Below are 22,259 nucleotides of genomic sequence, written 5' to 3'. Positions count from 1 at the left end.
CCAATTCATTAACAAAAAACAAACTGTAATTATATGATTTTTCTTCATTATTAACTTACTTTGTAGTAATTCTAAAAATTGTAATCCTATGAAAAAATTATGTTTACTAGCAGTTATTTTATTTGCTGCCGTTACAGTTCAGGCTCAAGATGTGGTAAAATTTGCTCCATTAGATGCGAGTCCTGTTGATATTTCTTATTTCCCAAATAAAGCTGTGAAGTTTAAAAAAACGGATACTCCATCCCCTTCAATTAAAGTTACTTATGCCAGACCTTCTGTTAAAGGTCGTGTCATCTTTGGAGATTTAATTAAATACGGTGAAGTTTGGAGAGTTGGTGCCAATGAGAATACAGAAATCAAATTTTACAAACCTGCAACTATTAATGGTGTGGCAGTTCCTGCTGGAACTTACAGTTTATTTGCTATTCCAGAAAAAGACAAATGGACTATCATCATCAATAAAGAACTTGATTTGTGGGGAGGTTATGCCTATGATGAAAGTAAAGATCTAGTTAGGGTGTCAGTTCCTGTAAAACCAGTTTCAACTATTATTGAGGCTTTATCAATTGCTTTTACAACTCAGGGAGCTGTAACAAATTTGGTTATTGGCTGGGATAAAACAACAGTCGAATTACCTATAACGATTAAATGAATATAATGCATATAAATACAAAAAGGCTGTCTAAAATTAGACAGCCTTTTTTCATGAATAAAAAACTGAGTAAATAATCTGCAAAACAGTTGAAATTATTACTCAATTTCAATGAGTTTTGGAGCTTTTTGTTTTGCCTCTTCTTTTTTAGGAATGGTAAGATATAAAAGCCCTTTTTCATAACGTGCATTGATTTTATCTTCATCCACTACATGTTTTGGCAATTCAAAACTTCTTTGGAACGATTGATAACTAAACTCACGACGAGTATAGTTATTACCTTCGTCTTTGTTTTCTGTTTTAGTAGATTTTACGCAAGAGATTGTCAATAAATTGTTATCGAGCGTCACATTAAAATCTTTTTTGTCCAGCCCGGGAGCTGCGACTTCAACTTCATAGTTTTCAGCAGTTTCCTTGACATTTATTGAAGGTACTGTTGTACTGGTGGAAGAAAAGTTACTGTTTCCCCAGTTAAAAAGCTCACGACTAAAAAAGTCATCAAATAATGCCGGTAATGATTGGGATTGATTCCCATTTTTTCTAATACTTAACATGATTTTTTCTTTTTAAATAGTTATACATAGTAAAATTGTTCACCTGAGAAAATGCAAAATAAATACCAAACCAAAAAAACTGTCATTTTTACAATAAAATACTTGTCAGATTAGCAGTGATTTAAGAAAAAATGTCAGTTCAAAAACGAATAAATGGAAATTATATAATATTTGGCAAAAATTATATAAACAACATTTTTCATTGACTTTTATTTTTGGTTGTCAGATTTAACGATTCGGAAAGGACATATTGAGTTTAGAGAAATTTAACCCATTTAATAACCAAAACCAACAATGGAAAAATGATGCAATATCATAACAAAATATCAGTACAAAATTTAGAACAACAGACAGTAATTAAAAGAACTACGCTTTATATCCATCCATAATAATGTAGCATTCTTTTAATTTGTGCCTTTTAAATTTGATGTTTTAGTTTTAGGATAATTTGCATCATTTTTTTAATTAAAACTAAATTCTTACTCATTTTACTTTAATAGAAAATCCCTTTAAAAAGCGCTGACTTTCTAAAGGGATTTTTGATTTCAAACAAAAATCGGCAGGCATAAAAAATTTACCGCAAAGTAAGCAAGGACTTTTTTTTGGCTGTGTTTGCAGGATCTTTTAAATTCGCAAAGCTCTATATGATTAACCTTTGCGAACATTGCCGTTAAGCAACAAAATAGGGTCATCCACTGCTAAGCTGTGGATACATTTAAATCTAATATTTTATCTAATGTAATCGGCAAATCCCGAACACGTTTTCCTGTCGCATTAAAAACAGCATTTGCAATTGCAGGCGCCATTCCCACTAAAGCCGTTTCACCAAGGCCTTTTGTTCCCATCGGGTTACTGATTGGATCTTTTTTATTGACAAAAAACACTTCTTGCTTTTCAATATCAGCATTTACCGGAACATGATAATCCGCAAAATTATTATTGATCGGTCGACCAAAACGATGATCGATTTCTAATGCTTCCATCAATCCCATTCCGATTCCGCCTACCGCTCCACCGTACATTTGACCAGCCGAAGTTTTCTGGTTGATTACCGTGCCAATATCTGCACAAGAAACTACGTGCGCTAATCTTATTTTTCCTAAATTCGGATTCACTAAAACCTTTACAAAATGCACTGAAAACGAATAAATCGAATATTTTTTCATTTCTTCATTTCCCTTTGATGTATTTTCCACTTCAAAATCTTCCGGTTTATTGGCACTAATTAATGATGCTAACGAAACTGTTTTTGAATTGTCTTTTGCAGAAGATATTACACCATTTGCAAAAGTTAAATCGGTAATTGGAGTTCCTTTAAAAGTTGGAGTAGCACCCGCCAATCCAAGAATTTTACTCACTAATAAATTACAGGCATCATGAACCGCAGATCCTACTGATGAAGTCGTTGCCGATCCTCCCTGGGTTGGTCCTTTTGGAAGTCCGCTTTTTCCCATTTCGATAATCACATTTTCAGATGGCAAACCGGTGATTTCAGCTCCAATTGCAGTCATCATCGTTGCTGTTCCCGGTCCCATATCGTTTACACTGCATTGCAAAACTAAATTTCCATCGGCTAAAAATTTTGCTTTTACAGAAGTTGGACTTCTGTAACAACCGAATGTTCCGGTTCCCATTCCGTAACCCACTAACCACTCGCCTTCTTTTACGGAACCTGGTTTGTTTTTACGGTTTTTCCAGCCGATACGCTCCATTCCGCCCTCGTAACATTCGAGTAAATATTTACTGCTCCAGGGTTTATTTTGTTCTAAGTCTTTTTCGGCATAATTCAGTTTACGGAATTCAATTGGATCCATATCTAATTTATGAGCCAATTCGTCCATCGCACTTTCTAAAGCGAAAGAACCAGTCGCTTCACCCGGACCACGCATCCAGATTGGTGTACAAGTGTCTAATTTTACAATTCGATATCGCGTTGAAACATTATCGCAATTGTAAATAAAGCGGGACATGTTTACCGTTCCTTCCATAAAATCTTCATAACTCGAAGTCATTGCTACGGCTTCATGTGTTAAACCAGTCAGTTTACCTTCTTTTGTGGCTCCCAAACCCATTTTTTGAATGGTATAAGGTCTAAATCCGACATTGGTAAACATTTGCTCCCTGTGAAGCACTAATTTAACCGGACGGTTTAATTTTTTTGCTCCGATAAGCGCTGCAATCTCATAAGGCCAGGTATGCAATCCCATTCCGAAAGCACCTCCAAGATATTCCGAATTAACAGAAACATCTTCCGGGGGAATTCCAAATACGCCACCAATGCTTCTTCTAGTTCCTTCAACTCCTTGGCTTTTGGTATAAACAGTTGGTTTGTTTCCCTCCCATTTGGCAATAATATTGGCTAGCTCCATTGGGTTATGAACTTCTGTCGGAATTGTATATTCTTCTTCTAAAACAACAGCTGCATTTTTATAGTTGTCCTGGACACCGCGGTGATAATCATCCCCTTTATCGGTTTCTATTTTTTTCTCTTTATCTTTTGCTTTTTGAAGATCCGTGATATGCTCTTCTTTAATGTATTCCGCTTTAATTAAACTCGCCGCATATTGCATACGTTCAAAAGTATCGGCCACAACCATTGCAATTGGCTGATCATAATACAGAATCGTATCGTCTTTAAAAACCTGAAGCGGCTGTCCAAAATTATGTGGATCCTTAGCTTTTGCATATCCAGACGGTTTATCAACATTCAAATGCGAAATAACAGCCAGAACGCCTGGTGCCCATTCGGCTTTTTTAGTATCTATGCTTTTGATTCGTCCTTTTGCAATTGTACTTCCTACCAAACAGGCATACACAACACCATCGGTTTTATATTCGGCTGAATAAGTGGCAGAACCCGTGACTTTAGCAAATCCATCTACTCTATTTATATTACTTGTCTTGCTCATAATTCAAATTATTTAGATGATGCTATAATTAATGCTTCTACAATTGCGTTTGGTCCGAGAGTTAATTTAAAATCGTTATCTCCGTAACCTCTTGCTCCTTTCATAGCCAGATCGGCAGCTTGTCTGAAAATGGTTTCTGAAACTGTTTTCCCTTTTAGAAATTCCTCGGCTTCGGTAAGTCGCCATGGTTTGTGTGCTACGCCACCCATAGCCAATCGGACATCATTGATTGTATTGTTTTGAATATCTAAAGCAGCCGCAACAGAAACCACTGCGAATGCATAACTGCTTCTATCCCGAACCTTTAAATAATGTACATTTTTATTGAAGTTGTTGTTCGGAATTTCAACAAAAGTGATCAATTCTTTACTTTGAAGTGTATTGTCTTTTTCTGGCGTATTCCCAGGCAGGCGATGAAAATCGGTAAATTTAATTTCTCTTTTTCCTTTCGGACCTTCAACCTGAACTGTTGCATCAAGTGCAGCCAGTGCTACACACATATCACTTGGATGAACAGCGATACAACTTTCAGATGCGCCAAAAATAGCATGCATTCTGTTTGATCCTCCAATGGCACCACAACCGCTTTTTGGAACTCTTTTGTTGCAAGGCATATCGGTATTGTAAAAATAAGAACAACGTGTACGCTGCAGCATATTCCCGCCAACCGTTGCCATATGTCTGATTTGCTGAGAAGCTCCGGCCGCTAAAGCCATTGCCAGCAAAGGATGTTTTTCTATTATGACTTTATCTTCGGCAACCTGACTGTTTTTCGCCAAAGCGCCAATTGAGGTTTTTCCGGTAAGGAATTCTATCTTTTTTAAATCTAATGCCGTTATGTCGACAAGCTTGTCCGGAGCGACCACATTCTTTTTCATTAAATCGACAAGGTTGGTACCTCCGGCAATGAACATGGCTTCTTTTTCTTTAGCAATACTTGATACTGCTGATCCGGAAGATAAGGCTCTAATTATTTGAAAGTTTTTCATGACAACATCCCTCCTTCCTTAACTTCGGTAATCGCATCAACAATGTTGTGATACGCACCGCAACGACAAATGTTACCGCTCATGTATTCTCTAATTTCTTCTCTGCTGTTGGCATGACCTTCTTTGATACAGGCAATTCCGGACATGATTTGTCCGGGCGTACAATACCCGCATTGAAAACCATCATTCTTGATAAAAGCTTCCTGCATTGGGTGTAGTTTTTTCCCTTTTGAAAGTCCTTCGATTGTGGTTACCTGAGCATTTTGCTGCATGGATGCTAATGTCAAACAAGATAGAATTCTTGTGCCATTAACATGTACCGTGCATGCACCACATTGTCCGTGATCACAACCTTTTTTTGTTCCGGTTAAATGTAATTGCTCGCGCAGTAAATCCAATAAAGTGGTACGAGGCTCTACATTGAGATTCTGTTTTACTCCGTTCACTTCGATAGAAAGCGGAACCGTTTCGAGATACCCGGCGATTTTTTCATCCCATTTATTTTCAGAGGCCATCACCAATGAAGGCGGCGCCAAAGCTAGAGCGGTAAACAATCCTGACTTTTTTAGAAAGTCCCGACGAGATGCGTTCGATTCATCTTCTATCAATTTGTCTTTGGTTGATTTTTTGGCAGCCATACCTGGTATTTTTAAGTTAGAAAAAATCAAAAATGTTATTCCTAACAAATTTAACAATCCTTCAGAATAAATACTTATAAAATTCACATAAACTCGTAATTTATTTAAGTACTAAATAAGAGAATTATTTAAATTACAAAATTGTATTTTTACATCATTAAGTACTATTTATGCCGCAATTATCTGCTATCTATTTAGACAACAACGCTACCACCCGCCTTGACGAGCGAGTGCTCCATGCGATGCTCCCTTATTTTACAGATTTATATGCCAATCCAAGCAGTAGCCATTTAGCCGGATTAGAAATTCAGGAGGCAGTTGAAAATGCCGCCTGGCAAACCGCTACTTTAATTGGTGCCAAAGAAGAAGAAATTATCTTTACTTCCGGGGCAACGGAATCCATCAATTTAGCCATTAAAGGATTGGCTAATGAAAATGAAAACAAAAAGCATATCGTAACGGTTGCTACAGAACACAAAGCTGTTCTGGAAACTTGTCGTTATATGGAGCGTATTGGCTTTGAAGTCACCTACTTACCCGTTACTTCAGACGGAATAATAGATACTAATCTTTTAAATGAGGTAATTACCATTAAAACACTGATTGTCATTGTTATGCTTACAAATAATGAAACAGGTGTCATTCAGGATATTGCAAAAATGGCAGATCTTGCACATGCAAAAAATGCGCTCTTTTTATGTGATGCAACCCAGGCAATTGGAAAGATTTCTATTGATGTAAAAAAACTTGAGATTGATCTTCTGGCGCTTTCTGCACATAAATTTTATGGTCCAAAAGGTGTTGGCGCTCTATACATTTCGGCAGAAGCCAAAATAAAACTAACCCCATTACTAAACGGAGGAAATCAACAAAGAAAATTACGAAGTGGAACATTGAATGTTCCCGCAATTATTGGTTTAGGTAAAGCTTCAGAAATAGCTGTATTAGAATTATATAACAATAAAAAAAGAATTACAAAACTGAGAGATCAATTAGAGAATGGTTTACTAAAAATTGAAGGCTCGTTCGTAAATGGAAATACGCAAAACCGAATTTGTAATACTACTAACATTTGTTTTCCTGGAGTGAATTCTGAAAAATTCATTTTGGCTTTGCAAAATATTTCAGTCTCCAATGGATCATCGTGTTCGTCTGTAACTTCACAACCTTCGCATGTGCTGAAGGCTTTAGGTTTATCTGATGAAGAAGCATTGAGTTCAATTCGTTTTAGTTTAGGCCGATCTACCACTTCGCATGAAATTGAGGAGACAATTGAAAGAGTAACAGCTTTGGTTGCACAGCTTTCTTAATGCCATGCGGTGCCATGCCACGAAGGCACAAAGACGCGAAGATTTTTTTACTATGCTCAATTGATCTCAGGGGCGCAAAGCTTTTTTTACAAATTACTGGTAATAAAAAAACTTTATGTCTTTATGCCTTCGTGACAAAAACAAAACCCTACAATTCAGAAATAAGCTTATTGTAATCGTCTTCCGTATCAATATCGACACTGCCTTTTTCAAAAGAAACTGAAGCCGTATCCTCTAAAAATCGATTAATGATTTTTTTTGCTCCCTCCTGTCCTTGCAAAGCTGCCAATTCGGTAAAGTATTTTTTATTAAAAAGAACCGGTGTTCCTAAAGTTTCGGCATAAGACGAAGCCACAATTCCTTTTCCTGTTTTGGAATGTTCCTGAATTAAATTCTCAAAAACCAGACTGGAAACGTACGGTTGATCGCATACGGCAAATATGCAATTCTCACAATTCGGATACACGTGCAATAATGCATTGAGACCCTTTACGATTGAAGATGACATTCCCGTTTCCCAATCCGGATTAAAGCATACTTTTATTCTCGAAGGATCCAGTTCTTCTTCAATCAATTGCTTGTTTGCACCGGTTACTACAATCATAGCAGCATCTTGTACTAAAAAAGCTTCAGCAATTGTATTTTTTAAAAGAGTAGAATCTTTGTATCCTAGTAATTGTTTTGGCTGTCCCAATCTCGAAGAATTTCCTGCTGCTAAAATTACAATGCCCGTCATCACCTTTTAATTTAGATTACTACTTTTGAATCGTGTATTTTGTGCGTTTTATATTTGAGAGAAGTTCCTGTTTTCCCACTCATAACCGCTTTAATTTCCGCTATAATGGATAAGGCAATCTCTTCTGAAGTTTCCGCACCAATGTCAAGTCCGATTGGTCCATAAATACGATTCAATTGTTCTTCTGTCAAAATTATTCCTTCAGAATTTAAATCGTCCAGCATTCGATTTAATTTTGATTTTGGTCCCAAGATTCCAATGTATTTGCAATCTCTCTTCAAAAGCAACTTTAATACGGCTAAATCATATTTATAATCATGGGTCATTAAAACGAAATAAGTTTGATCATCAATTTGGATATCATTAAGAAAATCTTCTGATTTTACGACGAATCTTTGTCTGACATCAGGAAAACGTTTTGTAGTGGCATGGGTTGCTCTTCCATCCCCTATAGTGGTTTCCCAGCCTAACAAAGAAGCCATATTTACCAGTGGCTGAGCATCATTTCCTGCACCGGCTATAACAAGAGCAATCACTGGTTGAATACACTCAATCAAAGTTTCATTTTCGTTATCATCCTCCATTTTTTTTATGATAGTCGTTTTGCTTTCAAGTGCCTTTTTTACGTCGGCAATACTATTAATGGCGATATCATTATTATGCAAAATAGCTGAATGCTGCCTGTAAAATAAAACGGTTCCTATTTGTGGCGCATTTCGTTTAAGGGAAAAAATAGTTTCGATTATAGCGGCTTTCCGTTCTCTTTCTAATTGCTTCAAAAGCTGAATTGGGTTATTAATTTCATCATCCTTAATGTATTCAAAAAGAATATGAACGATTCCGTTGCAGCCTAATTGCAGCCCAACTTCACTATCATTTTCATTACTGGTATTGTAGGTAATTAATTTATTCTGCTGCTGATGAATGGATAGCAGCGCCTTTCGTAAAGCATCCCCTTCTAAACAGCCACCGCTAATGGCACCAGTCAGATTTCCATCTTCAGTAACCAACATGCGCGCACCTGGCTGACGATAAGATGATCCTTCAACTTTTACGACAGTGGCTAAAGCAGCCTTTTTTCCGGCTTTTTTTGCTTCTGAATAAGCTTTTAAAATTTCATTAATTTCCTTCATAGTAATAACGCTTCTAACAAAAGTAGATAATTATTTTTTTGATGAAGATTTAAATGATTAAAAGTAGTAACTCAACAAAAGTTTTTTAATTGAAATGTGCTTTCTGAGGTTTCTATAGTATGTAATGCCCTAATATTCAATTTTATTTTCCTGAAAGAATAATTTATATGATCAAGTTTTGTATTTTTATTAAAGCAAAGTTTATTTAATACCTAACTTAAAAATAAATAATATGGGAAAATTTGTAATTACTAAAAGAGCCAACGGCGAATTCCAATTCAATTTAAAAGCAGGAAATGGGCAAACAATTTTAACTAGCGAAGGCTATACTACAAAAGCGGCTTGCCTTAACGGAATCGAATCAGTAAAAACCAATTCGCAAGACGACAGCAAATTTGACAAAAAAGAATCAAGTAACGGAAAACCCTATTTTAATTTAAAGGCCAGTAACGGCCAAATTATTGGTTCAAGCGAAATGTATGAAAGTACATCTGCCAGAGATAACGGGATTGCATCAGTAAAAACAAATGCTCCAGACGCAACTACAGACGATCAAACGGCTTAAAAACCATTTTATCAAATAAAACAAAGGCTGCTTCTTGATTGAAGCAGCCTTTTCCTTTTTCCAAAAACGCAATTGTAAAATTATTTTATTGCATTAATTAATTTTCACCCCAACCATATCTTACACGGAAGACACCTGAACTGTTAACGGTATTAATTGTAATATTGGTGCCGCTTCCACCCCTTGTAAACAAACTATAAGAATCCCCATCTCTTAAACCAGGCCAATAAACACTGGCAATTTTATCTGTTCTGCATACATCACTGGTTGCTACTATATAAGCAATTTCATTATCTGTCTGGTTTCCGTTTTGATAATCTTTACCAGAGTTCATTCCGGCACCAAATTCAGTAATTACCGTACGGCTGGCATAACTACCTACCCTGCTTCGCCAATCCGCTCTCCACTGCGTAACTGATCTGGTAGCCCAAAAAGCATAATTATGCAGTCCTAACAGACAGCTACTAAAGCGGCTATCTGCTCCAACTCCCGTAACATTTTCAGAATATCCTGTTCCACCCAAGATTATTCGCCCTCTGGGAACATTCGGATAAGTAGACAGAAACTGAGCATAAATAGTCGTTAACTGCGCTAAAGTATATCCGTGAGGCTCATTGAACGGTTCAAAATATACATTCGCGTTACCTTGATATTTATTGACAACTGTAGTCCACATGCTCCAAAAAGCTGTTGTATTGTCAATCATACCATCTTTTGAGGATGAAGACTCCCAACAAGCGATAATTACTTTCCAGCCTTTACTGGTTGCTTTATCGATTACTCCCTGATAACTAGCCCACCAACTCTCAGAAACAGAGGGTGGATTAATTGGAATACGTATCGTATTCACCCCACTTATTTTACTTGTAAAACCATTTAATATTGCATCTGTTTTTGCCACAACAGTAGTATAACTGTCCGCTGCTTCTAAACCTGAGGGTATAACCCAGCCATCTACAAAATTATCTCGACCGTCTGCCCAATTCAGCCCGGCAATCGACGCCGCTCCTACCCTAGCCGTTGTATTATTATTTTTTACCGTATTTTCAATTACGGCTTCTTTTTCTGCCGAACTTGTTTGATTAACTTCAATAACTTCATCTTTTGAACATGCACACACAAGTATGCTTAACATAAGCAAATATCTTTTTCTCATTGATATAAATTGTTTAAGTATTAAATTAATATTTTAAAATCTCTTTGAGCTATTTATGCTATAGTTGCATACTGCCCGGAAACGCATTAAAATAACGAGGCTTCTTTTAATCTGAAAGTTCCTGTTCAAAAATTAGCAGTAAACCCCACTTATAGGAAATGCATTTTACAAATTAATCGTAAGGTCTGTTCATGGTTTGTGTGGTTTTAGTTAGTAAAATATTGTAATTGTAATCAAGTAAGGCAGTTTACTAATGCTCAGCCACTAAACACAACAAGTCTAAAGTTACTTACGATGTTTTTGCTTAACATTTCTGGCTAAAAAAGGAATTTTATCCTATCCTAAATAACCATTTTATGATTATAAAAATAATACTGCATTATTGGTGAGAACAATACAAAGTAATGCTTATCTTACATGTTACAGCAGGGGCAAATTGGAAAAAAATGGAGGTCATAATGGTAATTTGATATTTTTTTAGGATTAAAAAGACTAAATACTTAATAAAGCACATTGTTTTATATCTATTAAATAATTATCAAATTATCATATTAAAAAATTACCTGATTATATATGAAAACAAGCACATCACCGCAAAATAGCCAAACATTCCATTGATAACCCTGTCATTAATGATACAAAACAGCTCACTTGATAATCATTAGGGTTTTAAAAAGAAAAAGCCGTTTCTCTATACAGAAACGGCTTTTTAAAAACTAAAATTCTAAAAATTATTTTATTGCATTAATCCCGGTATGTGTTGGTGTTACCTGTTTAATACTTCCATCAGCATTGAATTCTAATTTATCGATGCAGACTTCACGATGAAAACCGCCGGCGTCTCCCATTTTTATTCCGGTTGGATAAGAGAAACGATGATAGGTAATGTACCATTCATCTTTGTTTGGAATTTGCAAAACCGAATTATGTCCCGTAGCATAAATGCCCTGATCCGGAATTCCCTGAATTACAATGTTATTGGCCGGAATATCAATTGGACCTAACGGCGATTTTGATGTTCCGTATCTCACTTTATAATTTGGACTTCTGGTGTCATCTTCGCTCCATAAAAAGTAGTAGATTCCTTTTCTGTGAATAACATAAGTCCCTTCCCTAAAAGTAGCATCAACCTGAATTACTTTGGTGCTTCCTTCTTTTATCGAAATCATGTCGGCATTTAATTCCGCTACAGCCATATAACCATTGCCCCAATACAAATAACTTTTTCCTGTTTTAGGATCTGTAAATACATCCGGATCAATTTCCTGACCATCTTTTACACCTTCTGGTCTTTTGCTTACCAACGCTTTTCCGCTGTCTGTGAAAGGCCCGTTTGGGTTATCCGAAGATGCTACACCAATTTTTTGAGCGGCCGTGAAATAATAAAAATACTTGTGTTTTCCTTTGATTTTTTTCTCTACAATACAAGGCGCCCAGGCATTTCTGTTGGCCCAGCTTACATCCTTTCGAAGATCAACTATAATTCCTTCGTCTTTCCAATCTGTCAAGTTATCTGAAGAAAAAGTCTTGAAATAATTTCCTGACCAGCCATCAAAACCATCGCTTGTTGGATAGATGTAGTACTTTTTTGTTTTATTTGAATATAAAATTTCAGGATCAGCGTAATATCCTTCTAAAACCGGATTATTATTTATTTTTGGAAATTGCTCCGGCGTTCCCCATTTTGCAATCAATCTTTTCAATTCAGATCGTGTGATAGGCAAAATAGTTCCGTGACGGGGATTAAAATCCATTGAAATATCATTGTCTATAACCGTGAAATTTTCTAAATCTTTACTTTTTGTAAACTGATATCTTCCTTTTGTATAGACATCGTACATTAAGATATAATCATCAGAATTGTTCAATTTGAAAACACTTGAACCTTCCACACCATCTTTTGTCTGCTGGAGATAATTATCGTTTTCTGTCCATTTTCCGGAAGTCAAGTCGGTTGTTGTCGCAACTTTTATTCCTGCTTTCTCTGTTTCTGTCTTATAGAAAAGGTGATAAACGCCGTCTTTTTCAATAATATCGCCATCTATACAAGCTCTTTCAGATTTTGGAACAAATAACAATTTTGGAGCACTTTCTAAACCTGTAAAATCTTTATTGGCATAAGCGTAATAAATTTTATCAGGACCTCCCGCATATTGCAAACTAAAGTAAATTAAATACTTTCCTGCTTTTGCGTCGTAAATTGTCTGCGGTGCCCAAACTCTTTTTAAGTTTTCGTTTCCGGGAAAAGTACTTTGAATATTTACGATGCTGCTTTTCCAATTTACTAAATCACTACTCTTAAGCAAAACCATCGCACGATTGCTGTCCCAGCCTTTTGAAGAGGTCATATCGGTCAAAACCATATAAAAAGTTTTGCCATCGTCACCACGCAAAATATGCGGATCACGAACACCTCCAGTTGAACTGATTACTTTGCTGTCGATAACTGGTTTGTTATTATTGAGATGAAAATAGTGATAACCATCAGCACTAATGGCATATCGTACAGCTTCTTCTTCAACAGAATTTCCAGTGAAGTAGACAAACAAATAAGCCGTTAAATCCTTCTCTGCAATTACAGGAGGAATTCCCTTTTCTTTGTTATTTTGAGCTTGTAAAAAAGTAAAGATGCTTAAAAATAATACAAGACTAAAATGCGTTTTCTTCATTATTTTTTCCCTTTTAATTGATACAGAACGGAGCTGTGAGGTTTTAATTCTGCGGAAATTGCTGTAGAAGAAACTTTTGATTTCTCACCGGTCCACATATTCAAAACCTCTATATTTCCTGAAATTCCCAAATCAGAAAGATTAACCGAAATATTTTCTGAAGCGGTATCTGAAATATTAATCAAAGCCAGATAAACACTTCCATCTTTAGGATTCTTTGAAGTCACGGCAATTTTTCCATCTTTCTGGAAAAGCTGTTTTACATCGGTACTTTCATTGTGCATTTTTACAACCTCATTATTGGTTAATAAGGATAAGGTAAAAGCATCGTTGCTTGGCAAATCTCCACCAAAAAACAAGGGGGATTTAAAAATATTAAAGAACGTAATTAATGTATACTGTTCGTCTTTTGTCAAGCGCGTCATTCGGTCGTCACCACGTTCTCCCCTAACAGAAATACGTCCTAGCGGAATCATATCGCAGTCTGGCCATGTTCCCGGTGCGATATGTGGATACCACTGCTCGCTTACTTTCATTAAATGGGTAATATGAGGCCAGGTATCCCAAACATCATCTACCATACGCCACATATTTGCGTGTTCTTTTACATGCGGAGCTGCGGAAATTGGCGTTTCTCCCGGTGAAGTACTCAATACGATTTTGCGTCCGCATTTGTCGATCGCGTTTCTAATTAAGTTGATTTCGCCTTCGTGATACGGTCTTGACAAATCATCAATTTTGATAAAATCAACTCCCCAGCTTGCATAAAGCTCAAATATAGAATCATAATATTGCTGTGCTCCCGGCTTGTCTGCCAAAATGGTATAATTGTCTTTTAGCCACTCGCATTGCAAAGCTGTAGTATAAATCTGATCAGCTGTGATTCCGTTAGCGCCTTTAATTGGCATTTTGTCTTGCACTGCTTTTTTAGGAATTCCGCGCATTATATGGATTCCGAATTTTAATCCTTTCTTATGAATATAATCTGCTAAAGGTTTAAATCCTTGTCCGTCTTTTGCTGAAGGAAAACGATTTACCGCTGGCAAATATCGTCCGTACTGATCAATTACATATCGTGGATCTGTTTGGTTGTAACCTCCTGCTTTATCATTTTCGACAAACCATCTGATGTCGACAACAATATATTCCCAACCGAATTTCTTCAGGTTATTTGCCATATAATCGGCATTGGCTTTAACTTCATGTTCTTCAACTGTTGGTCCGTAGCAATCCCAACTATTCCAACCCATAGGCGGTGTTTGTGCCCATTGTTTGAACTCTTCTTTTTTGAACGATTTTGTCTGTGCCTGAGAAGAAACTGCTACAAAAGTTACTGCCAAAATCAACGGAACTATATTTTTTATTTTCATTTTGCTTTTAATAAGTGTTAACACTACACTTCAAATATAATAAACTTTTCGTCAGTAAATACAATTAACCTGTCGGCTAACCAAAATGCTGACAGGTTAATTGACCATTTACAAAAACTAACTACTTTATTTTACATTCACAGTAACTTCAACCGGTTTTAACCATTGACTTGTAAAGGTAACTTTAATAGGCTGAGACGATTCTCCGGTTGCCTGTACATAGGCTGCGATATGTCCGTGAAATACACGTTGAACATTATCAGTATAATCTGTCATGTCACTGTTGTTTCCCGCTTCAAGTCCTAATAAAGTTCCCGGCCCACTGATAGTACATGCAACTTCGTTATCAGAAAGCATTACAGGAAGTCCATTTTGATCTTTAACCTGAACCATTATTTTGGCCACACCTTTTTCTTTTGCAATTGTGATATTGGTATCTGCAATCGTCAATTCAACTGGCTGTTGAGTTGAAGTAATAGCATATCGGCTTACTTCCTTATCCTCTTTATTTAAACCAACGGCTTCTAATTTTCCTGAAGCAAATGGAATATCCCAATAGATAATTCCTGTTTTTTCATCGTAAGTTTTTGTCTCGCCAATCACTTTTCCGTTTAACTCTAAACGTGCTTTTGCAGCATTTGTATAACACACAACGCGAATTTTTTCACCTTGAGTGTAATTCCAAATTGCCCATGCATCTTTAGAGACATCTTTAGTATCTTTCAATGGATAAGTTCCGATATAAGCCATTGGTTTATCAGACCATAATGACTGACGGAAATACCCTCTTGGCTTGATAACTCCGGCAAAATCAACTAAACCTGAGTAAAATCCTCTTGAAGGCCATCTTCCTGATTCTCCTAAATAATCAATCCCCGTCCAAAGGAATTGTCCAAAAATATGCTTGTTGTTTTTTACAGCAAGCCAAGGTTCCATATCGTGAACGTTCTCGCTTCCGTAAATTACTCTGTTTGGATATTTTTCGTGATCCGATTGATATTTGCTTTCTGTATAATTGTATCCTGTAATGTCTAAAGATCCCGGATATTCTGTTTCATTAGACATTGCAACACCAGCTAAACCTGCAGTTGTAGGACGGGATTTGTCGTATTTTTTTACCGCTGCAACCAAACGTTTTGCAATTACTCCAAGGCGCATCGCATCTGGCGCATCTTTTTTATAACCTCCGTAAGCAGCTTGCCCAAAACCATCTTTTCCTTTGTCTAAAACCGGATGCGAATAAGGATCATTTGGATAATCTACCTCGTTACCAATACTCCATGCAAAAACCGAAAGGTGGTTTCTGTCACGACGTACAAAATCTTCTAAATCTTTTTCTGCATAGTCTGCAAAAATATCAAACGAACCTTCAAATCCCGGAGTTCCGTAATTCCAGCCTTCAAGCCATTTACGTTTTGGGAATTCCCATTCGTCATATGCTTCATTTAAAACTAACAATCCCAATTCATCACAAAGCTCATAAAAAACCGGAGCTTGTGGATTATGACTTGTACGGATAGCATTTACACCGATTTCTTTTAATGTTTTGAGTCTGGTCTCCCAAACTTCGCGAGGTACTGCAGAACCTAAAACTCCCGCATCATGATGCAAACAAACACCCTTCATTTTCATCCATGTTCCATTTAATGCAAAACCATTATTTGAATCGAAAGTAAAAGTTCTGAAACCTGTTTTTGTAAGGGTTTGATCTATTTGTTTTCCATCTTTTAAAACCGTTGTCTGAAGCTGATATAAATTTGGATGCTCTAAATCCCATAGTTGTGGATTTTTTACATTCATTTTAGCCGAAACTTTTCCGCTTTTGTTTGCTTCAAGATCAATTTTAGCTGATGCTTTGGCTACTGATTTTCCATCTTTTGAAATTAATTCGTTCACAACTGTCAAAGTTGATTTTGCAGAAGATCCATTCTCAAGATCTACCTCAACATTCAATGTTCCGTTTCCTTTTTTCACTTCAGGATAAGCGTAAACGCCCCATTGTGCAATATGAACCGGATTTGCATATACTACCCAGACATTTCTATAAATTCCTGAACCGGTATACCATCTTGAATCGGCACTTTGACTGTGATCTACACGAACTGAAATCGTATTTTCTCCGCCGTATTTTACGAACTGAGTTGCATCATAAGCAAAAGAAATATATCCGTTTGGACGTTTTCCTAAAGAATGTCCGTTGATGAAAACTTCACTTCTGTTGTAAACACCTTCAAAATACAAATAGACTTTTTCTCCCGCTTTGCTTTGCGGAATATTGATTGATTTTCTGTACCAGGCAATTCCGCCCGGCAAATAACCCGTACAACTTGCCAATGTTGGACTTAACTGCCCTTTTACGCTCCAGTCGTGAGGTACATTTACAGACTGCCATTTGCTGTCGTCAAAAGTGGTATTTTTTGCATCTGAAACATCCTGAAGATTAAATTTCCAGTTGTCATTAATTTTTTTCGAATCTCCAAACGAAATCTGGCTGAAGGCCGAGACGCACGAAAAGAGTAAAACAGGTAATAAGCTCTTTTTTGTAAACACTATTCTTTAGTTTTTAATTGTTGTTTTTTAGTTTTCTTTGTTTCAGGTTTCAAGTTTCGCATAGAACCTGAAACCTGAAACTCTTAATATTCCAATTCACCAACAAACGTTACGACTGATTTTGCAGGGATTTCCAGATTATCAATATTCTGACTATTGGCTCTTTTTAAATTGGAGTTTTCTGAAGTTACATAAGGCGTAAATTCATTGTTTTTGATTGTTCCTTTTGACAAATCAAACTTGTATTTTTGAGATGATTTACCGCAGTTTACCGCAACAACAATCAGTTTTTTGTTTGCTGTATCTTTGTAAGCGGTCAACATTACATCACTTGCTGCATCGACTTCGTTTTGATTTGGAACATCAATTCTCAGCATTCCCGGACGCACAAACAAAGAGTAATTTCCTAAGGCCCAGAGCAATTTTGAATCATGAAATTCACCGTCGTTTCTCACGTAATCCGGTGTAGTTCCTCCGTTGCTCTTTCCGTCATCCAGATAAATCAATCCGTCTTTGTAATCCACCCGGGTTATAGAAGTCCACCATTGCCATGAAGCGGCATTGGCTACGGCAATATCATTGTGAATCAAACGTGCCACGAATAACGCGGTCTGCATTCCTAAATCTCTTCCGCCTCCTGAACCACCTGGAATTTCGGCTTCACCCGGGTTTTCTAAAATACAGTATTCAGACTGCCAATATTTCAAACCCGGATTTTGTTTCACATTTGCAGCGATCAATTTTCGGCTTAAAACTTGTTTGTCAATTGGCCAGGTTGTAAAATAACTGTGACCTAAGATTACATTTTTAACATTTGGAAGTTTAGTAATGTTTGTTTTTGTTTTTCCGAAGAAATAGTCAATCTGATTGTCGCGGTTTTCACCATTTACATTTTCATATAAATAATTGATTTGTGCAGCTTCGGCAATTACAATCTCGGTACTCATTTTTTGAGCTTTTAATTTATCTGAAAGTGATTTGGTCAAATCATAAATTTCCTGATTAGTGGCCGGAGTTCCTTCCTGACTATTGGTGTCGCCATGTTTGGGCATCCATTCCCATTGCGGTTCATTTATGGGACTAACATAGTCGAATTTAATTCCTTCTTTTTTCTCCAACCCCTGAATACTTTGAACTAAGAAATCGGCAAATTTTGGAATTGCACCATCTTTTAGATTCAGTTTATTCTTTTGAGAGGCAAAAGATAATCCGTTACTAGTCATATAAACTGGCGGACTGTTGGTGAAGATCAGGAATTTCTCAACGCCTCGTTTTTTAGCGGCCTGCAAAAACCATCTCTGGCCTTCCTGTTTTGAGAAATCATAAGATCCATCGGCCTGTAAAAACGATTCGCTTCTTCTCCATTCGTCTGAAACTTTACTTTTTTCTCCTTGTTCAGTGCTTCCCGCTCCCAGATTAAATCTCCAGATCGAAAGACCAATTCCTTTTGGATTTCCCTGCGCATCGATTTCTTTACTAAAAAGTAAGTCGGCAATGGCATTTTTTTTCTGTTCCGGCCATTTCCCCACAAATTGGCATCTCCAGGCATCAGAGCCTCCAAAACCATCCATGGTTTGTACAACATTATCTGTGCTAATGGTGACGGTTCGCTGTCCATAAAACAGCGAACTCGTTACCAATAAAAGCGAGATATATATTTTTCTCATTTCTTATTCTTTGTAATTTTTATTCACGAACTGTCGTTGTTCGCCTTTGACAGCGGTTTGCATAATCAAATTAAAAACCGCTGAACCTTTGCTTCTTTGCACCTCTGAACCTTATTATTTATACGTTCCCACATAAGTTACAATCGACTTGGCTGGAATCACAAAATTAGAAGCATCAACAGCTACACCTTTTTTCAAACTTAAAGTTTCAGAAGTCGTATAAGGTGTAAATTTATTATCTGCCAAAGCTCCTCCGGCAAGATTTAATTTGTAGGCTTTCGCCGATTTACCAATGTTAACTGCTACAACAACTAATTTCTTTGTTGCTGCGTCTTTGTATGCCGTTACCATTACACCATTCACGGAAGTAGCATTATCGACACTTGGAATTTGAACTCTTACCATTCCCGGTTTTACAAAGAAGGAGAAGTTTCCTAAGGCCCAAAGTGTTTTTGAATCTCTAATGTATCCGTCGTTTTTACAGTAATTTGAATCTCCGGCTCCATTGCTTGCATTATCATCCACATGAATTAATCCGTCTTTGTAATCTCCACGGCTAATTGCTGTCCACCATTGCCATGACGTAACGCCGCCAACAGCGATATCTGTACTGATAATACGGGCAGTCCAAAGCGCGAGTGACATTCCCAAATCTCTTCCTGCACCTCCGCCTCCTGGCAATTCTGAAGTTCCCGGGCTTTCTAAAACACAATATTCTGAAGACCAAAGACTCACTGCGCCAGTTGACTGAATTCTTGAAGCGGCCTGTTGTCTTGATGAAACCAGTTCGCTCAAAGGCCATGCCTGCCAGTAACTGTGTCCTGAAATGGTTTTCTTTACATTAGATAATCCTGTAATTTTTTTAGTCGAGTTTACTCCAAAGAAATAATCAATCTGATTGGATCTGCTTTCTTTTCCTGAAACTGTTTTGTATAAAGCTTCATAAGCTCCTGCTTCGCCAACAACGATTTGAGCCGTAAGTCCTTTAGATTGTAATTTTGGAGACAGTACATTTACAAAACTGTAAATATTTGTATTGGTTGCTGGCGAACCTTCTTGTCCTGAACCATCCCACTCATATTGCGGCTCGTTAAACGGACTTACATAATCGATTGTTAAACCGTGCTCCGTTTTTAATTTATCTAAAGAAGTAGCCCAGAAATCAGCCAACTCTGGCATTTTTCCTTCTTTCAAATTATAAAATTCTTTGATGCTGGCATGCGCTTTTCCATTTTGAGTCAGGTAAACCGGTGCACTATTGGTAAAAGCTAATAATTTTTCGACACCACGTTCTTTTGCTGCTTTCATAAACCAAACCTGTCCGGCTTGTTTGTTCATGTCATAAGCAACTCCGTTTGTTGTAAAACATTCGGTACGTCTCCACTCATCTGTAATATCACTGGCATCACCTTGTTCTGTACTTCCTGCTCCCAGATTAAAACGCCATAGTGATAATCCGATTCCTTTTGGATTTCCGTTAGCATCTAATTCTCTGCTGAAAAGCAAATCGGCCATTTTGTTTCTTTTATCAGAAGGCCAATTCTTTCCGATAAAATTACATTGCCAGGCATCAGAAGCGCCAAAACTTTCCATTGTCTGAAGATTCATATCCAGATTTACACTTAATTCAGCAATTGCATTTTCAGCACCTGAATCATCTGATTTTTCAGAGTCGCAGCTAACAAACAAAGCATTAGCGAAAAGCAAGCCTGCACATAGCAGACTTACTTTTTTGTTATTTATAATTCTCATTAGTAACCAGGATTTTGTTTGATTAATCCTCCACTTAAATCAATTTCCATTTGAGGAATTGGCCACAATAAATTTTTAGCCGGATTAAAGTTGATTCCTTTATCCTGAGGTTCTCTCAAGTTTGTAGTTTCGTAAGGATCTGTAGAATTTAAGTTGTATTGAACGAAAGTTCCGTTTGGTCCCATCAGGGTTTCGATAACTCGTTTTCCTGTCGTTGGATCTTTTTCACGACGAATATCATACAAACGTAATCCTTCAAAAGCCAATTCTAAACGACGCTCTTTGTAAATTTGTTTCAACAAGGCTGGACCAGCCAGACCCGTTTTTGGTTCTAATTTTACACGCGCTCTGATAATGTTAATATCTCCTAATGCATCTCCGGTTGTATGGAAGCTTGCTTCAGCTCTTGTCAGATACATTTCAGCCAGACGAATCAATGGAACATTCAATGGCAAGTGTCCGTCTTTGTTATCTAACGCACGACGCGTTGCTATCGGAATATAATATTTACGGCAGATACGTCCTGATTTATTATCATTAAGACTGAATTTATGTGTTGGATTTAAAACCTCATCTCCATAAGCTGCTTCTCCCCATTTTGTAATGGTACTTCTACGACGGATAACATCATTTTCAGACAGATAAGCATTCTCTAAATCGCTGGTTGGCATACACCATCCCCAGCCGTCCAAAACATCCTGGGCATCATTACTTGGGAAATATTTTTTGTCTTCACCTCTCGCTCCTGCCAATGTTGGTAATGCAGAACCTAAACTTTTATTTTGTACATCAGAAGATTGTGCTTCTAAAATGGACTCAACACCATTGTGATTATTTACGTTCCAAATGTTTAGAAAATCAGTTTCTAATGAATAAGGCCCTTCCGTGATTACTTTGTTTGAATATTGTTTGGCCTCTGCCCATTTTTCCTGAAATAACGAAACACGAGCTAATAAAGCGTAAGCAGCCCATTTGTTAATTCTTCCGCTTCTGTTCACCGGAATTGTTTCTAGTTTAGCAGCAGACTCTTTAAGATCAGCTTCAATCTGAGCATAAACAGCTGCAGCAGAACTACGCTCTAACTTCAAATCATTTGTTCCTAATACTGTTGTGTATAACGGAACCCCTCCGAAAAGATTCACTAATTCATAATAGCAATAGGCGCGAACAAAAAGAGATTCTCCCATATACTGATTCCTTTGCGACTCAGAAATTGGAGCCAAAGCCATTTTCTCCAAACCAATATTTGCCGACTGAATGGTATAGAAATGCGCTGTATAACTACTATTCATATCTCCCATATTATCCGGCGAGATGATGTACTGTGATGAAGGTCTGTGTGCACTGTTGTCCTGACCGGTATTACCCATCCAGGCGTCATCAGTAGACATTTCGTTGGTAACTCTTGGCGCTACCAATACCCACCAATCATTGGTGATTAACAATCTTCTTGTTAATTCGTTTGTATAATTCTCGCACTCCTGCGCCGTTTGAAAATAGTTTTCTAAGGTTTGTTTTCCTCTTTCTTCTTTTTCAATAAAATCAGAGCAGGAAACTGCAACTGCAGCTAAAGCTATTATGGATAAAATTATTTTTTTCATGTTCGTTT

16 protein-coding genes are annotated in these 22,259 nt (G+C 37.0%); 3 read left to right on the top strand and 13 right to left on the bottom strand.

Going from position 1 to position 22,259, the window contains the following annotated elements; translation table 11 throughout:
• Nucleotides 1–88 precede the first annotated feature (88 nt).
• On the top strand, nucleotides 89–652 hold the full coding sequence (locus tag Q7C23_RS08700) for a DUF2911 domain-containing protein (RefSeq protein ID WP_375032144.1): 564 nt from the start codon (nucleotides 89–91) through the stop codon (nucleotides 650–652).
• Nucleotides 653–750: 98 nt separating this feature from the next.
• Here Q7C23_RS08700 and Q7C23_RS08695 read toward each other — a convergent pair whose 3' ends face one another.
• The 4 genes from Q7C23_RS08695 to Q7C23_RS08680 all read right to left on the bottom strand — a co-directional run bounded on the left by Q7C23_RS08695 (nucleotide 751) and on the right by Q7C23_RS08680 (nucleotide 5,742).
• Nucleotides 751–1,206 (bottom strand): Hsp20/alpha crystallin family protein, encoded by a 456-nt coding sequence (locus Q7C23_RS08695; protein ID WP_375032143.1) that lies wholly within the window; start codon nucleotides 1,204–1,206, stop codon nucleotides 751–753.
• Between the two features lie 698 nt (nucleotides 1,207–1,904).
• Nucleotides 1,905–4,115 (bottom strand): xanthine dehydrogenase family protein molybdopterin-binding subunit, encoded by a 2,211-nt coding sequence (locus Q7C23_RS08690; protein ID WP_375032142.1) that lies wholly within the window; start codon nucleotides 4,113–4,115, stop codon nucleotides 1,905–1,907.
• An 8-nt stretch (nucleotides 4,116–4,123) separates the two neighbouring features.
• Nucleotides 4,124–5,104 (bottom strand): FAD binding domain-containing protein, encoded by a 981-nt coding sequence (locus Q7C23_RS08685; RefSeq protein ID WP_375032141.1) that lies wholly within the window; start codon nucleotides 5,102–5,104, stop codon nucleotides 4,124–4,126.
• The gene (locus tag Q7C23_RS08680) at nucleotides 5,101–5,742 is read right to left on the bottom strand and encodes a (2Fe-2S)-binding protein (protein ID WP_375032140.1); all 642 of its coding nucleotides are present in this window, start codon (nucleotides 5,740–5,742) and stop codon (nucleotides 5,101–5,103) included. Before Q7C23_RS08680 ends, Q7C23_RS08685 begins: the two co-directional genes overlap by 4 nt.
• 170 nt (nucleotides 5,743–5,912) lie before the next feature.
• Here Q7C23_RS08680 and Q7C23_RS08675 point away from each other — a divergent pair, with 170 nt between their 5' ends.
• Nucleotides 5,913–7,052: a cysteine desulfurase family protein gene (locus tag Q7C23_RS08675; RefSeq protein WP_375032139.1), complete on the top strand. Its 1,140-nt coding sequence runs from the start codon at nucleotides 5,913–5,915 to the stop codon at nucleotides 7,050–7,052.
• Nucleotides 7,053–7,200: 148 nt separating this feature from the next.
• On the opposite strand, the gene Q7C23_RS08670 is transcribed toward Q7C23_RS08675, so the two are convergent.
• Together Q7C23_RS08670 and Q7C23_RS08665 are read right to left on the bottom strand one after the other, a co-directional pair.
• Entirely contained in the window at nucleotides 7,201–7,788 is a 588-nt protein-coding gene (locus Q7C23_RS08670; protein WP_375032138.1) for an NTP transferase domain-containing protein, read from the bottom strand.
• 11 nt (nucleotides 7,789–7,799) lie between these two features.
• Nucleotides 7,800–8,921: an XdhC family protein gene (locus Q7C23_RS08665; protein ID WP_375032137.1), complete on the bottom strand. Its 1,122-nt coding sequence runs from the start codon at nucleotides 8,919–8,921 to the stop codon at nucleotides 7,800–7,802.
• A 232-nt stretch (nucleotides 8,922–9,153) separates the two neighbouring features.
• Between Q7C23_RS08665 and Q7C23_RS08660 the strand changes: the two genes are divergently transcribed.
• Nucleotides 9,154–9,486, top strand: coding sequence for a YegP family protein (locus Q7C23_RS08660; protein ID WP_375032136.1), 333 nt, complete (start codon nucleotides 9,154–9,156; stop codon nucleotides 9,484–9,486).
• 97 nt (nucleotides 9,487–9,583) lie between these two features.
• Here the strand turns inward: Q7C23_RS08660 and Q7C23_RS08655 are convergent, their stop codons facing one another.
• The 7 genes from Q7C23_RS08655 to Q7C23_RS08625 form a co-directional block, all read right to left on the bottom strand.
• The gene (locus tag Q7C23_RS08655) at nucleotides 9,584–10,621 is read right to left on the bottom strand and encodes a cellulase family glycosylhydrolase (protein ID WP_375032135.1); all 1,038 of its coding nucleotides are present in this window, start codon (nucleotides 10,619–10,621) and stop codon (nucleotides 9,584–9,586) included.
• A 752-nt stretch (nucleotides 10,622–11,373) separates the two neighbouring features.
• Nucleotides 11,374–13,311, bottom strand: a complete 1,938-nt coding sequence (locus Q7C23_RS08650; protein WP_375032134.1) for a family 43 glycosylhydrolase — start codon at nucleotides 13,309–13,311, stop codon at nucleotides 11,374–11,376.
• On the bottom strand, nucleotides 13,311–14,681 hold the full coding sequence (locus Q7C23_RS08645) for a glycoside hydrolase family 27 protein (protein ID WP_375032133.1): 1,371 nt from the start codon (nucleotides 14,679–14,681) through the stop codon (nucleotides 13,311–13,313). The genes Q7C23_RS08650 and Q7C23_RS08645 overlap by 1 nt, the downstream gene beginning before the upstream one ends.
• A 126-nt stretch (nucleotides 14,682–14,807) precedes the next feature.
• A complete protein-coding gene (locus Q7C23_RS08640) occupies nucleotides 14,808–17,231 on the bottom strand; it encodes a sugar-binding domain-containing protein (protein ID WP_375032132.1) in 2,424 nt (807 codons plus the stop codon).
• An 83-nt stretch (nucleotides 17,232–17,314) separates the two neighbouring features.
• The gene (locus tag Q7C23_RS08635; protein WP_375032131.1) at nucleotides 17,315–18,898 is read right to left on the bottom strand and encodes a glycoside hydrolase; all 1,584 of its coding nucleotides are present in this window, start codon (nucleotides 18,896–18,898) and stop codon (nucleotides 17,315–17,317) included.
• Between the two features lie 114 nt (nucleotides 18,899–19,012).
• Entirely contained in the window at nucleotides 19,013–20,650 is a 1,638-nt protein-coding gene (locus Q7C23_RS08630; RefSeq protein ID WP_375032130.1) for a glycoside hydrolase, read from the bottom strand.
• Nucleotides 20,650–22,251 (bottom strand): RagB/SusD family nutrient uptake outer membrane protein, encoded by a 1,602-nt coding sequence (locus Q7C23_RS08625; RefSeq protein ID WP_375032129.1) that lies wholly within the window; start codon nucleotides 22,249–22,251, stop codon nucleotides 20,650–20,652. The genes Q7C23_RS08630 and Q7C23_RS08625 overlap by 1 nt, the downstream gene beginning before the upstream one ends.
• Nucleotides 22,252–22,259: the final 8 nt, after the last annotated feature.

The sequence above is a fragment of the Flavobacterium sp. LAR06 genome (assembly GCF_041946075.1).
Lineage (GTDB): Bacteria > Bacteroidota > Bacteroidia > Flavobacteriales > Flavobacteriaceae > Flavobacterium.
The sequence above is the reverse complement of the archived record's forward strand: the minus strand, read 5'-3'. Positions and strand labels throughout refer to the sequence as shown.